We start from the raw sequence: 12,969 nt of genomic DNA, 5'->3' as shown, positions 1-12,969 counted from the left end.
AAAAGCCTTTCTTATTAAAGAAAGGCTTTTCTTTTTTTTGGAACCCCAAAGAATGCTCTTCCTCTCTGATTTTTCTTAAAAAATATGTAGAATTTCGAATCTATAAATCTTCCATCTCTCTCTAAAACAAAATATTCAATTTTTCCTGAATATCCAGAAGCATGAATTAGGGTTAATGAATCTTTTTTTAGCATTACATGAGAAATACGAGACTCTCCTTGACGACAAAGAAAAACTAAACCCCCAGGAGGGAGATTTTCGAATTTAGTAATAAAATTACAATCCGCATACTGATCCATGGAGTTTCTAGGAATGTTATATCCTTGTGCTTGGTAAAGAAGATTCATAAACCCCGAACAATCTAAACCTGAATTTTTCAGACTTTTATGTACAGAACGGCCTCCCCATAGGTAGGGAAGATCAAGGAAGAGCTTAGCATCCTGAAGTGCGAGTTCACTAGACCAACTCTTTAAATAACGAAAATGTTGAGGATCACATTTAGGAATTCCAGGTCCCCAAATTGAATTAAGATAACTAAGAATGTGATTAGGAAAACTCACTGTATTGCGAGAATTAATACATAGTAAAGTCCCAAAAGGAAGGGGAATGTTCCAGGGATCTAAAAAAGCATTTAGAGAGGTTATAGCAACATTTGGAGTGATGTAAAGCTCAGGATTATATGGGACGAGTGTGGAACAAAAGCCATATCCTGGATATGGCTTCCACGAAGATTGATCTTGAAATAATTGAGAATAGGCATAACACTTGTTCCCTTGGAAAAGGATGCGTTCTCCAAAGAGAACCTGGGTTTCAATACTTCCTTTTTCAGAAAAGAAATCTGCAGACGGGGAAAATGACAAGTAGTGTTTCATAATTTCTTTTACTAGAGTTAAAGCAGCCTATAATTAAACTTTTTTGAAAATTAGATTGCAACTTAGACTTAGAAAAAACAAAATACTATTTATAAATACATCTTAAAAGGTTTTCAAAAACAAGGTCCTCTTTGTCTTCTGAAGAAATCCAGCATAGCTTGCCCAATTTTTCATAGTAGGTAATAACAGGTGCTGTACGTTCTCTATATTTTTTTAGCCTTTCTTTAATCACTTCGGGAGTATCATCAGACCTCCTTATTAAAGGCATTAGACAATCTGGACATTCAGTATAGCCCTGTTCTTTTTTGTAGATACGAGAGCAGCTTGGACAAAGAAATCTAGAGCCGATTCTTTTTACAATTTCATTTTCAGAAATTTCTAAGAAGATAACTGTATAATCAGATTGAATTTTTTTAAGAAAGTTATTAAGAAGTTGCGCTTGATCCAATGTTCTAGGGAATCCATCAATAATGCATCCTTGAGAACATTCTATACTTTGCATTTTTTCTTTAAGAATTTTCCATACAAAATTACTGGGAACAAACGCTCCTTTGTCCAGGTATGTTTTAGCTTCTAATCCAGCAGGAGTTCCTTCTTCAATAATGGCTCGTAATAAATCCCCTGTACTGAAATGAGGTATACCTAGTCTTTTTGCAAGATGTTGGGACTGGGTTCCTTTGCCTGAACCTGGAGGCCCCATAATAATAAAAACAGAGCCATTATTCATTGCAATTGCTCCTTAAAGTTGGCATCGTCATTCGACTCTAGAGTCAAAGGATCTAAAATTAGCTTAACACATTTGATAACGCAAAATAACAGAATTCTTTTTCTTATTGAAAGGAGCATAGCTCTTGAAGATATTGCTATAAACTGGGAGTGCTTTCTGTTTCAAGGCTTTTATCAGGACTACTATATACCTTTTTCAAAATACTAGAAAATAGAAAAACGGCAAGAAAAGTCTCTTTTATAGCTTTACCAAGGGGTTAGATAGATAATTTGAAAAGCTCTCTAAGTAGTATAGTTGGTTTATTTTTTAGTGCACTAACCTTTGTAAAGGTAGTAAAAGATAAAATATCTAGGATATAAATGGTTGTTCTTTTTAATGAAGGAAACTACAATCTTTTTATTTAATCTCTTATTCTTTTATCCGCATGGCTTGTTGTTTATATTTTAATTCTAAGGATGGTATGGATACGTCCTCAGCCATACACAAAGTGGGTTTATTTATAGATGTTATTCTATATCCTTTAGTTGCAGTGATTTGTTTTGTTGTTTCTCTTGTTTTTTTGGTTTTGAAACCGATATTTTTTTCTTTAAAATTCCTTATTATGCAATCGATAGCAGTGTGTAGATCTAGACAAGGGCCTAGTGTAGAAGAAACCTTTGAGTGTTTGGATAGGGATTTCTTGCTTTTGAGCTTGTTATTGGTTCCGTTAATAGGAACTATAGTTCATGGCGTCCTCTATTGTTTAATATATTCTGATGCACAGGACAGCGAAAAGGATTTGATCCCTGAATTATTTTTAATGATTCCTATTTATCACACCTATTTAGTTGCTAAAACATGGTCCGTGAAGGAAGGGGAAGAAGCATAATCTATCTAATTTTAGGAATATTATAGTTTTTTAAATTGAAATATAAAAATAATTTTTATTATCTGTTGCGATTGTAAAAAACAAGAAGTCTGGACGCCTAGTTTTATTAATTCTTATAACAACTTTAATAAATCAAAATTTAATCTTAAATTTTGATTTATAATACTTTTATATTTGCAAATAAAAACAAATTGTTTTATTCTAGTTTAGTCAAAGCTAATTTCTTGTTAAGTGAAATAAAAAATGGTTTGTTCTCTTCCTTTGTTTTTGTGTAAAGACGGAATAAATTCTCTAGATGATGAATGGAATTCATACCGAGCTTTGGTAGTTATCGATACTATTTTTTATCCTGTAATTGCAGTTATTTCTTCTATTGTTTTTCTACTTTTGTTGGTAGTAAAATTTATATTTTTATCTCTAAAATTTCTTATTACATACTGTATTGCTTTGTTTAAATCTACATCAGTTCCTAGTCTACAAAAGAGTTTTGGATGCTTGAACTCTGACGGTCTCCCCGATTGGCTTGGGTGTTTATTAATCATTCCACTAGTAGGAACGATAATTCATAGTGCTATCGTGTGTTTTTCTGACCTGAGTACAAATGATAGTTTTGAGAGTTATGCCAACTTTATCCAGGCTCCTGTTGTTCAAATTTGTTCAACTGCTCTAATAAATTGGTCTTAAGGAGATTAAGACTAGTTTTTTTAAAGAAAAATTGTTACTTTATTTCCTGATTTCGGAAGGTAGTAATAAACAATTGAATAAATTGGGTATAAGTACAGAAACATTATAAATTAATAAGTGTTAAAATGGCTTGTCTGTATTTTTCTAAGGATAATATTGATACATCCTCAGCTACACACAAAGCTTGTTTATTTATAGACTGTGTTCTATATCCTTTAATTACAGTGATTTGTTCTGTTGTTTTTCTACTTTTGTTCATAGTAAAGTTTATATTTTTATCTCTAAAATTTCTTATTATGCAATCTAGTGCAGCGTGTGGATTTGGAGAAAAGCGATGTATACAAGAAAGCTTTAAATCTTTTAGTAAGGATTTCTGGGGTTGTTTATTAATCATTCCATTAGTAGGATCGATGGTTTATGGTCTCATCTATTGCCTGATTCATAGCGAAGAGATCAAGAATAGCGATATGGAATACAGCAGAGTGTTTATGGCGGCCCCTTTACATCAAGTTGTTGTAACTGCTACACATTGGACGTAACGAAGAAAGTTATAGTCTATTTAATATTGTAAAGAGCTAAGATAAAGTTCATTCCTTTTATCGCGAGTATTATAGTTATCTTCTGGAGTAGAAACTTCGTTAATAGGTAGTAATCTCTTTCTATTTTAAATTAATAAGACAGCCTTTATAATTTCTACAATCATTTTTAAGGAGAAATCGATGGCTTGTTCTATTTTTATTGATATGAAAGAAGGAGATATAGACAGTGTTCCTCTTTCTAGGAAAGCTTCGTGCATGTTCCTTGATGCTCTTCTTTATCCTTTAATGTCAGTAATTTGTTCTGTTGTTTTTGCAGTTTTGCTACTTGTAAAACTCTTATTTTTAGTGATAGTATCTGGCATCAAGAGTATTCCAGAATGTGTAAATAGGGAGGGGCTCTCAGACTTTTGGGGATGTTTGTTACTGGTACCGGTCTTGGGAACTATAATTCATGGTTGTGTTATCGCAAATAAAATTGGTGAGGAATCTTCTTTTCAAGAGACATCTTCAAAATTAGTAGTCTTTATGCAAGCTCCTTTTATGCAAATTAGAAAAACTGCAAAGTATTGGTCGTAAAATTAAGGTGGTTTTTAAAAACAAGAAATTCTCGTTTTTTTTTAAAAAAACTATATTTATTCATTTTAAAGCAGAGAGAAAATTAAAATTTTTTTGTCTCAAACAGTGTTTCCTATGAGCTATTCCTTTGATTCCAATTTAGCAATAACTTCATCTATTAAACAAGTACGTGAGACTTTGTTGTTTTTAAGTAGTAAAGAGAGATTTGTTCGTTACGAATCTACAGTTGAATCAATTCATTCGTTTCTATTGGAAGGAACTCAGCCAAGTGTATTTTTTATAGATGATTTAGAAACTGCTAGCAATCTAGAAGATCACGAGCTTACCGTCTATTTTAGTATAAGCTTGAAGACAATTTTGGGTCGTTTTTTAGAGAAAATATTAACAGTGAGTTCCTCTTCTTTCCTATTAGCTGCTGATTCTGAGGCTACTCTTGATCTTATCCTTTTTAGGATATTTGGGTGTTTAATTTTTACGATTCTGACTGTTGTACTAGGACCTACATTGGGTGTTGTATTTTACTGTGCATATAAAATTTATCAAGTTACAAAGAAAATATCTTTTTTATCAAAAAACCGAACTCAGGTAACTAATTCCTTAAATAGATCAGATACAACCTTGAATCGTGCAGGAACTATAACTGCAGCTTCGGCTTCAGAATCCATAATTAAATCTTGTAAAGCTTTTAGACAATCCACACTGACTTTTTTAGCTCTTGGTTTGATAGCCACAATAGCTCTAGCAGCCTTAGTAGTAGGTATTGTTTTTTCTATACTTTTTGTTGGTCCTGCGGCTGCCTCTGTAATGACTTCAGCAATGATAGGCTGCTGCGCTGGAGGGGGAGGTGGCATCCTTCTTTCTATCTTAGGCTTTTTGATTGCCTCAGTATATAGTGTGCGAAAGAGAAAAGAAGCAGCTGCCTATATGCATACCGCACTACTGCAGGCTATGGTTGCCGACTTAGTTATGCAGAGCCCACATCCTTCAATCAGTTCAGGAGTTAAGCAAGTACTTTCTAAATGTATAGGACGTTATCAAGAGTTCTTTACTAATGAAGAATATGAGGAGTTAATGCGCATGTCATTCAGTGGTCTGCCGCCACCACCCAGTTACAATTCTCTTAGTGGTCTACCACCACCACCGGCTTATAGATCTCTATTTAACGAGGATGGTACTCCTCTTTTACATTCTTACGATGCTTTCAACTGCTGTCATGAGTTCCTGCGTTCTCCATATACTGAAGAAACTATCCCTTCTTCTCCACCGCCGCCCTATTCCTAATTATTCTAAAAATTTTGTTGCATTCAGATAATTTTTAACTTAGTTTTAAAGCTGAACATTAGCTCGAATGCTCTTAGAGAATGAACTATAAAAGTTCTATTAATAAATAAAAGATATATTTATAATCAGTATCTAAATATTTATTTTTATTAAGTAATTTGTTTGTATGGCGTCGTTTCCTCCATTTTCTAACATTATTAATCAAACAAATAGTGTTATACGTAGTCATATTTTTTATTTTATAGAGAACAAATATGTTGATCCTTCTGTAAGTTCTCAAGTAATGCTTGAATCGCTTGCTAGAGGAAGTTTGCCCAATTTTTCTAATCTATTTCAGCAGCCAGAAGAGCTTATGCTTTCAGGATTTAAAGTAGTTCACAACTTTTCTGATCTGCTCTATTGTCTTGAAATCCTGATTATGTGTTTTTCTCATTGTAATCGTCACCACTATTCTAGAGAAAGTGAGAATGCTGTATTTATTTTGGGAGCTACTCTACTTTTCTTTCTTCTACTTCTTATTTTGGGACCAATAGTAGGCACGGTAGCTTATTGTGCTTATAAAATTCATAAGGCTGTAGGAATGATTTGCTCATTGAATCGAGTTAAATCAAAAGTATTAGATAGACTTCCTGATAATGTTTTGCACCGTGCAGCGGCTATTGCAGCTATACGTTCTTCTGAAGAGACTAAAAAGGCATGCAAAGTCTATGCAAATTCAATGGTAGTTTTCTTAGCCATTAGTTTAATAGCTTCTTTAGCTTTGATCGCTCTAACTGCTGGTATTGTATTGGCATTATTTTTTATAGCTCCTGGAGCTGCTCCAGTAATTACTGCAGCAATGATAGGCTGTTGTGCTGGTGGAGGAACTGGCCTTTTACTTTCTCTTTTAGGATTATGGGTGGCTGTAGTTTGTAAGACAAACAAGCAAAGCAAGTGTGCAGGTCATTTGACGCAGGCAATTATTCGTAGTGTCCTTAGCGAGTCAATTTTATGTGACCCTAGTCTATATCACACAAATGAAATAGCAAAAGAAATCCTCTTAAAGGATTGTCTAGATTCTTACGGTCAATTCTTTTCTGAAGAAGAAGTAAAGCAGTTAAGAGGATCTGCTTCTTTTTCTAGACCTCCACCTCCTTCTTATGATGATATCTATCCAGAATATAATCCTCCTCCTCCTTTTAACCCTGCCTATCCCTCTGGCTCACCACCGCCTTATACTCCCTAGAAAGCCAGAAAGAAAATAGTCTTTAAAGGATATCCATTTTATATACTGATGAGATAGTATCAAAGTCGGTGGTATCGTAGCATTCTGGAGAGAGAATCCAGAATAGAGGTGAGCGGTTTCTACCTATACGTTCTATGGGATAAGGTTTTCCTTTTCTTTCTTGAGAGAATAAGATGTTTTTAACTATAGGTTTTTTGTTTTCTCCTTGGACATAAACAACAACATGTTTACTTTTATGTACGCAAGGAAGCGTTAAAGTCATTCTTATTGTTGCTTCTAGTTGCGGAACATCATTGAAGACAACAAGGTCATCTTCATTTTCTAAAGCTTGAGTATCAGGAAACAGAGAAAGGGTATGTCCATCTTCTCCTAATCCCAACATAATCATATCAAAGCTAGACTCAGGAACTTTATTTTTTATTAACTCTTCGTATTTCTTAGCTCCCTCAGAAGTTTCTGTTTCCATGCGAAATATTTGCTCATCAGGAATATTCAAATCATAGAGTATACTCATCGCCTGGCCATAATTGCTCTCAAACGATGTTGTAGGAACAGATCTTTCGTCTCCCCAAAATAGAAAAATTTTATTAGTATCGGTGAGTTTATCTTTATTTATAACAATGTCCTTATAGATGTTTAAAGGAGTGTTACCTCCAGATAGTGCTACATAGAAAGCGCCTCGTTGTTTAATTGCACGATTTGCTGAGGCTATCCAGTCTTTGCTAGCGAGTTCTATAAATAAAGCAGGTTGCTTCGTAAGCAGGAGCTTATTTGTATCATTAAAATTTATCAGTGTTGCCATAGTCATAATTCCTGTTTTTTATATTCTTAGGCGTCTTAAGATGTTTATCTGTAATTACCTATAAGGATCTCCAAGATCTTCCATCTCTTTCAATTAGAATATCTGCTTCTTTAGGACCTGAAGATCCTGCAGCATAGTTTGGGAATGAAGGTGTAATGTCTTGTGCCCATGCTTCTAATACAGGAGTGAATAGCTTCCAAGAGGCCATAACTTCATCTCCTCCAGTAAATAGTGTGCGATCACCTATAATGCAATCGCATAATAAGCGCTCATATGCTTCGGGAGTGGTGGTTTTGAAGTAGCTATCATAACGGAAGTCCATTTTAACAGGACGAACGATATTATTTGTTCCTGGGACTTTACAGTTAAATTTCAACGCGACGCCCTCATCTGGTTGAATTCTAATGATTAATAAATCATTTTCTATAGGACAATGTGAACATTCTTCTAGTGAAAATAGATTATAAGGTGATTTTTTAAAAATAATAGAAATGTCTGTAGATTTTTTTGCAAGTCGTTTTCCTACACGTAAATAAAAAGGAACTCCTAGCCAACGGGGATTATTAATAAGTGCTTTTAAAGCTACATAAGTCTCGACTTGAGAATTGTTATCTACATTCTCTTCTTGACGATAACCTAATACAGAGACTCCTTGAACTGTTCCAGGGCCGTATTGTCCTCGGATAATTGAAGAACCTTCAGAAAACGGTGAAATACGTTGAAGGATTTTGATTTTTTCTTTTCTAATTTCGTCAGCATCAAAAGTGCTAGGAGGCTCCATTGTGAGGAGACAAAGTAGTTGCATCATATGATTCTGTACCATATCTCTAAGCATCCCTGACTTTTCAAAGAGATTTCCCCTAGAGCCTATACCTATGGTTTCACTTAAGCTGATTTGGACATGGTCAATGTATTGCGAATTCCAACAAGATTCGAATATAGTATTAGCAAAACGTACTGTTAGGATATTTTGAACAGTTTCTTTTCCTAAGTAGTGGTCGATATGATAAACGGAATTTTCATGAAGATTCTCATTGATACATTCTTGTAATTTCTTTGCACTATCTAGATCTCTTCCAAAGGGTTTTTCTATAATCACACGAGACCACGGTTTGCCTTCCTCTTGATCATGGTAGAAAAGCTTGTGTTTATTTAAGCTCTGAATGATCTCAGAAAAATATTGGGGTGGAGTAGAAAGATAGAAGAGATGATTACCTTGCGTATTATATTTTTCATCTAATTTTTCTAGAAAGATCTTTAAAGACTTGTATCCTTCATCGTTATCGAATTCTGAACGGTGGTAGAATAAACGCTCTTGAAAGCGTTCCCAAACTTTAATGTCCAATTCTGATAGGGAGAATTGCATAATAGCTTGTTTCATTTCTTGACAAAATTCTTCATGAGTCTTAGCTCGACGAGCAAAGCCAACACAAACAAATTGGTCTGAAAGACGTCCTTCTTTAGTAAGATGATATAAAGCAGGCAAAAGTTTACGTGCTGTAAGGTCCCCAGTAGCTCCAAAGATAACTAAAATACAGGGAGGACATATCCGTGATGGATTTAATCCACCTGTAGTTTCTTGAACAACATTCGTCATTTGCATCTCCTTTTTGTCCCCGCAGTTGGGAAGATAACAAAAAAACAAAGGAGTTTCTAAAATTAAAATCCTTTTGTTTTTGGTATGATATGGTTATAAGTGCAGTTCTTTAGGTAGAGTCTCTAGAAAACTTGTCAAGATTAGTGTTGCAGCAAGAGAATCCGTTTTTCCCTTGCGTTGTTTCCTACTTAGTCCGCAATCTTGCCTCAACATACGTTCAGCTTGGACAGAGGAAAGCCTCTCATCCCATAGTACAATTTCTACATTAGAAATTAATTTAAGTTCTTCGCAGAGTAGAGTGATTTCTTTTTGTAAAGATGAGCAATGGCCTTTTTGCATGGGGAGAGGATTACCTAAAACCACACAAGTTATTTTTCGGTCTAAAATAACCTTATAAATAGCTTCTGCTGATAATTTTAAATTTTTACCTGCTTCTAGGCTACCAATGGGTAGTGTTAGTAATAGAGGTTGTGCTGCATAAGCAAGACCTATGCGTTTTTTCCCATAGTCTATACCAAGAAAGGCTTTAAAAACAGGAGAGTTAGACATGATTTCTATCCTTAGAATGAGTAAGTGCCGCCTCAATAAATGCTACAAATAGGGGATGGGGAGAGATTGGTTTGGATATAAATTCTGGATGGAATTGTACACCGACCATCCAAGGATGATCTTCAATCTCAACAATTTCGCAAAGACCTTGGGTAGGGCAGGTCCCAACAATACGTAAGCCATGATCTTCTAAACTTTGTATATAGCTTGGACTTATTTCATAGCGATGACGATGGCGTTCATTAATTTGGGAAGATTCTTTATATGCCTTATAGACTCTAGTTCCTGGTTTTAATAGACAGGGATAGGCTCCTAATCGCATAGTGCCACCTGTAGCTAATAAAGGATCTTGTCCCTCCATTACACATACAATAGGATAGGGCGTTCTGGAGTTCATTTCGATAGAATCTGCCTCGGGAAGATTTAAAACATTGCGAGCATACTCTACAACAAGTACTTGCATTCCTAGGCAGATGCCAAAGTAAGGTAGACCTTGTTCTCGGCAAAATTTAGCAGCAGCGATTTTTCCTTCCCAGCCACGATTACCAAAGCCTCCAGGGACTAAGCATGCATCGCATTGAGAAAGTTCCTGAATAAGATTAACATCTTCAGAATCAATAGGAACGATTTCAGTAGTATGATTTAAGCTTAAAGCAGCATGAGTTAACGCCTCAAAAATAGACTTATATGCATCTCGATGTTGGAGATACTTTCCTACTATGGCAATCTTTACTTTGGGAAGATCTTGGGATAGTTGGCTTACCCATATTTTCCAGTCATCAAGATTTTCTGGAATAGTAGGCAGTTTTAATTTTTTCCCTATGAAATTAGCAATTTTCTCTTGAGCAAGCATTAAAGGCATTTCATAAATTGTATGTCTTACATCTATGACATTGAAAACAGCATAACTAGGAACATTACAAAAAAGACTAATTTTAGACTTAACTTCAGTAGTTAAAGATTTTTCAGAGCGGCATAGAATGGCGTCGGGAATAATACCAATACCTCGGAGCGTCTGGACAGAATGTTGTGTCGGTTTGCTTTTTACTTCGTCAGCAGCTTGTAAGTAGGGAACATAGGTCATATGAATATTTAGACAATCTTCCGTATGATCATAACGAAACTGTCTGATGGCCTCTAGAAAGGGAAGAGATTCTATATCTCCTATGGTACCTCCAATTTCTACAATAAGAACATCTGGAGAATGCTCTGTAGCAGCATCTAAAATTACTTGGATGATTTCATTAGTGATATGAGGGACGACCTGTACGGTGCTTCCTAGATAATGGCCCTCACGTTCTTTTTTAATAACACGAGCGTAAATTTGACCAGAAGTAGCAGTTGAATGTCTAGACAGTATAGCAGAGGAAAATCTATGATAGTGGCCAAGATCAAGATCTGCTTCGACTCCGTCATCTGTAACATAGATTTCTCCATGTTCAAAGGGATTCATAGTTCCTGGATCCACATTAAGATATGGATCCAACTTTAACATCCCAACTTTAAGTTGTTGACGTTCTAGAATTAGAGCTAGGGACGCTGCTGTTAACCCCTTTCCTAATGAGGAGACAACCCCTCCAGTTAAAAATATGCATTTGAAAGGCATGAGATATATTTTTCTACTTTAGCTATATCTTCTGGATAATCAACAGAAGGGCTTTTTGCATCAACAATACACACGTGAATCTTCTCTCCATGCTCTAAGAAGCGTAATTGCTCAAGATCTTCAGCATTGCTTAGGGGAGTTGAACTATATTGTAGATAACGCAAAAGAGCCTTTCTTTTAAAGGCATACACTCCAATATGGAGATATACTGGGGTCTCTTGTTTAAGATTATAGGGAATAGCACTACGACTAAAATAAAGAGCCCGTCCCTCAATATCAAAAACACACTTTACTTTTTTTTCTGTTAATATTTCTTCAATATCTGTGGTGATTGCTACAGGTGTGGTAAGCTCTGCTTCAGGACAACCTTTTAACTTGCGTACCAAACAATCCACAACCTCAGGATTGAGGCATGGTTCATCTCCTTGAATATTCACAATAATTTCAGCTTCAGGGAAGTAGTTCATAGCTACTTCTCCAGTCCGTTCTGTGCCGTTCGGGCATGTAGAAGAAGTCATCACCGCATAACCACCAAAATCATTCACATGGTCAATGATACGTTGATCATCAGTAGCGACAATGACCCTATCTAATAGGGTGCATTGAGAGATATTTTCATAAGTCCTTTGAATCAAGCTTTTTCCAAAAATGTTGGCCAAGGGCTTGCCTGGAAAACGACTGCTGTTCCAGCGGGCTGGCAAAACTCCAATAGATAGACAGTCAGTTTTTTGTTGATTCATAACGAGAACCTAAAAAAATAAATTTTTAAGACTACCAGGATTATTGTGATGGCTTTTATAAAAAGCAATATTTTTTTATTTTCTGAAAAAAATCTATTTTGTTTTATAAAATAAAAATAATAAAGAGATATTATTAGTTTAGTTATCTTGTTTTGTTTTTTAGTTTATTATGTTGCCAAGTTGCAAAAAAATCTTATTATCGATTGTAGTATCGATTCTAGTTGTTCATCCTATACAAGGAATAGGGATTGAGACCCAGTCGGGTTTTTTAGGAAAGGTTAAAGGGTGGTTCTCAAAAAAAGAGATGGAAGAAGCGCCTGTAGCTTTACCAGTTAAGGACAGTCTTTCATGGAAACGTTATGACTATACCTCAAGTTGTGGCTTTTCTATTGAGTTTCCTGGAGAGCCTGATCATTCGGGTCAAATTGTAGAAGTCCCTCAATCAGAGATTACTATACGTTACGACACCTATGTAACAGAGACTGCTTCAGACAATACTGTTTATGTAGTCTCTGTATGGGAATATCCTGAAAAAGTTGACATTAGTCGTCCCGAACTTAACTTACAAGAAGGGTTTTCAGGAATGATGCAGGCTCTTCCTGAATCACAGGTGTTATTTATGCAGGCAAGACAGATTCAAGGGCATAAAGCTTTGGAGTTTTGGATTGTTTGTGAAGATGTCTATTTTAGAGGGATGTTGATTTCCGTGAATCATACCCTTTATCAAGTCTTTATGGTCTATAAAAATAAAAATCCCCAGGCTCTAGATAAAGAATATAAAGCCTTTTCTGAGTCTTTTAAAATTACAAAGATACGTGAACCAAGAACTATTCCTTCTGCCATGAAAAAGAAGGTCAGTCTATGACAAGTATTGGGTAGTTTGGATGAAAACCACTCTGAGCG

The 12,969-nt window shown here is 35.3% G+C and carries 14 protein-coding genes; 7 read left to right on the top strand and 7 right to left on the bottom strand.

The window, feature by feature from the left end; translation table 11 throughout:
* Nucleotides 1-14 precede the first annotated feature (14 nt).
* Both C834KP_RS01075 and C834KP_RS01070 read right to left on the bottom strand, forming a co-directional pair.
* Nucleotides 15-872 carry a C40 family peptidase gene (locus C834KP_RS01075; protein ID WP_108896368.1) on the bottom strand — a complete coding sequence of 286 codons (858 nt, stop codon included), beginning with the start codon at nucleotides 870-872 and terminating at the stop codon, nucleotides 15-17.
* A gap of 85 nt (nucleotides 873-957) precedes the next feature.
* Entirely contained in the window at nucleotides 958-1,599 is a 642-nt protein-coding gene (locus tag C834KP_RS01070) for an adenylate kinase (protein WP_108896367.1), read from the bottom strand.
* Nucleotides 1,600-2,059: 460 nt separating this feature from the next.
* On the opposite strand from C834KP_RS01070, the gene C834KP_RS01065 reads away from it, so the two are divergent.
* The 6 genes from C834KP_RS01065 to garD (C834KP_RS01040) all read left to right on the top strand — a co-directional run bounded on the left by C834KP_RS01065 (nucleotide 2,060) and on the right by garD (C834KP_RS01040) (nucleotide 6,772).
* Nucleotides 2,060-2,467 carry a hypothetical protein gene (locus C834KP_RS01065; RefSeq protein ID WP_108896366.1) on the top strand — a complete coding sequence of 136 codons (408 nt, stop codon included), beginning with the start codon at nucleotides 2,060-2,062 and terminating at the stop codon, nucleotides 2,465-2,467.
* Nucleotides 2,468-2,710: 243 nt separating this feature from the next.
* The gene (locus C834KP_RS01060) at nucleotides 2,711-3,151 is read left to right on the top strand and encodes a hypothetical protein (protein WP_108896365.1); all 441 of its coding nucleotides are present in this window, start codon (nucleotides 2,711-2,713) and stop codon (nucleotides 3,149-3,151) included.
* A gap of 125 nt (nucleotides 3,152-3,276) precedes the next feature.
* Complete coding sequence (locus C834KP_RS01055; protein WP_108896364.1) at nucleotides 3,277-3,690, top strand: hypothetical protein; 414 nt, start codon at nucleotides 3,277-3,279, stop codon at nucleotides 3,688-3,690.
* A gap of 180 nt (nucleotides 3,691-3,870) precedes the next feature.
* Nucleotides 3,871-4,266 carry a hypothetical protein gene (locus tag C834KP_RS01050; RefSeq protein ID WP_108896363.1) on the top strand — a complete coding sequence of 132 codons (396 nt, stop codon included), beginning with the start codon at nucleotides 3,871-3,873 and terminating at the stop codon, nucleotides 4,264-4,266.
* A gap of 114 nt (nucleotides 4,267-4,380) precedes the next feature.
* Entirely contained in the window at nucleotides 4,381-5,547 is a 1,167-nt protein-coding gene (gene garD / locus C834KP_RS01045) for an inclusion membrane protein GarD (RefSeq protein WP_108896362.1), read from the top strand.
* 166 nt (nucleotides 5,548-5,713) lie between these two features.
* The gene (garD, locus tag C834KP_RS01040; protein WP_108896361.1) at nucleotides 5,714-6,772 is read left to right on the top strand and encodes an inclusion membrane protein GarD; all 1,059 of its coding nucleotides are present in this window, start codon (nucleotides 5,714-5,716) and stop codon (nucleotides 6,770-6,772) included.
* Between the two features lie 22 nt (nucleotides 6,773-6,794).
* On the opposite strand, the gene pgl is transcribed toward garD (C834KP_RS01040), so the two are convergent.
* From pgl to kdsB, 5 genes are all read right to left on the bottom strand, one after another.
* Complete coding sequence (gene pgl, locus C834KP_RS01035; RefSeq protein WP_108896360.1) at nucleotides 6,795-7,574, bottom strand: 6-phosphogluconolactonase; 780 nt, start codon at nucleotides 7,572-7,574, stop codon at nucleotides 6,795-6,797.
* 58 nt (nucleotides 7,575-7,632) lie between these two features.
* Entirely contained in the window at nucleotides 7,633-9,177 is a 1,545-nt protein-coding gene (gene zwf, locus C834KP_RS01030; protein ID WP_174165538.1) for a glucose-6-phosphate dehydrogenase, read from the bottom strand.
* Between the two features lie 87 nt (nucleotides 9,178-9,264).
* Nucleotides 9,265-9,720 (bottom strand): Holliday junction resolvase RuvX, encoded by a 456-nt coding sequence (gene ruvX / locus C834KP_RS01025; protein ID WP_108896358.1) that lies wholly within the window; start codon nucleotides 9,718-9,720, stop codon nucleotides 9,265-9,267.
* Nucleotides 9,713-11,326 carry a CTP synthase gene (locus C834KP_RS01020; protein ID WP_108896357.1) on the bottom strand — a complete coding sequence of 538 codons (1,614 nt, stop codon included), beginning with the start codon at nucleotides 11,324-11,326 and terminating at the stop codon, nucleotides 9,713-9,715. The genes ruvX and C834KP_RS01020 overlap by 8 nt, the downstream gene beginning before the upstream one ends.
* On the bottom strand, nucleotides 11,302-12,066 hold the full coding sequence (gene kdsB / locus C834KP_RS01015; protein WP_108896356.1) for a 3-deoxy-manno-octulosonate cytidylyltransferase: 765 nt from the start codon (nucleotides 12,064-12,066) through the stop codon (nucleotides 11,302-11,304). Before kdsB ends, C834KP_RS01020 begins: the two co-directional genes overlap by 25 nt.
* Before the next feature lie 169 nt (nucleotides 12,067-12,235).
* Between kdsB and C834KP_RS01010 the strand changes: the two genes are divergently transcribed.
* Nucleotides 12,236-12,931: a hypothetical protein gene (locus tag C834KP_RS01010; RefSeq protein ID WP_108896355.1), complete on the top strand. Its 696-nt coding sequence runs from the start codon at nucleotides 12,236-12,238 to the stop codon at nucleotides 12,929-12,931.
* The last annotated feature ends 38 nt before the right edge of the window (nucleotides 12,932-12,969 follow it).

Source organism: Chlamydia serpentis, assembly GCF_900239945.1.
Classification (GTDB): domain Bacteria; phylum Chlamydiota; class Chlamydiia; order Chlamydiales; family Chlamydiaceae; genus Chlamydia; species Chlamydia serpentis.
The sequence above is the reverse complement of the archived record's forward strand: the minus strand, read 5'-3'. Positions and strand labels throughout refer to the sequence as shown.

What these genes read in the sequence shown, in the direction of transcription:
- garD (WP_108896361.1), top strand. Translation starts at nt 5,714, where the DNA reads ATGGCGTCGTTTCCTCCATTTTCTAACATTATTAATCAAACAAATAGT.
- C834KP_RS01050 (WP_108896363.1), top strand. Translation starts at nt 3,871, where the DNA reads ATGGCTTGTTCTATTTTTATTGATATGAAAGAAGGAGATATAGACAGT.
- pgl (WP_108896360.1), bottom strand. Translation starts at nt 7,574, where the DNA reads ATGGCAACACTGATAAATTTTAATGATACAAATAAGCTCCTGCTTACG.
- C834KP_RS01020 (WP_108896357.1), bottom strand. Translation starts at nt 11,326, where the DNA reads ATGCCTTTCAAATGCATATTTTTAACTGGAGGGGTTGTCTCCTCATTA.
- C834KP_RS01065 (WP_108896366.1), top strand. Translation starts at nt 2,060, where the DNA reads ATGGATACGTCCTCAGCCATACACAAAGTGGGTTTATTTATAGATGTT.
- garD (WP_108896362.1), top strand. Translation starts at nt 4,381, where the DNA reads ATGAGCTATTCCTTTGATTCCAATTTAGCAATAACTTCATCTATTAAA.
- zwf (WP_174165538.1), bottom strand. Translation starts at nt 9,177, where the DNA reads ATGCAAATGACGAATGTTGTTCAAGAAACTACAGGTGGATTAAATCCA.
- ruvX (WP_108896358.1), bottom strand. Translation starts at nt 9,720, where the DNA reads ATGTCTAACTCTCCTGTTTTTAAAGCCTTTCTTGGTATAGACTATGGG.
- C834KP_RS01075 (WP_108896368.1), bottom strand. Translation starts at nt 872, where the DNA reads ATGAAACACTACTTGTCATTTTCCCCGTCTGCAGATTTCTTTTCTGAA.
- C834KP_RS01070 (WP_108896367.1), bottom strand. Translation starts at nt 1,599, where the DNA reads ATGAATAATGGCTCTGTTTTTATTATTATGGGGCCTCCAGGTTCAGGC.
- C834KP_RS01010 (WP_108896355.1), top strand. Translation starts at nt 12,236, where the DNA reads ATGTTGCCAAGTTGCAAAAAAATCTTATTATCGATTGTAGTATCGATT.
- kdsB (WP_108896356.1), bottom strand. Translation starts at nt 12,066, where the DNA reads ATGAATCAACAAAAAACTGACTGTCTATCTATTGGAGTTTTGCCAGCC.
- C834KP_RS01055 (WP_108896364.1), top strand. Translation starts at nt 3,277, where the DNA reads ATGGCTTGTCTGTATTTTTCTAAGGATAATATTGATACATCCTCAGCT.
- C834KP_RS01060 (WP_108896365.1), top strand. Translation starts at nt 2,711, where the DNA reads ATGGTTTGTTCTCTTCCTTTGTTTTTGTGTAAAGACGGAATAAATTCT.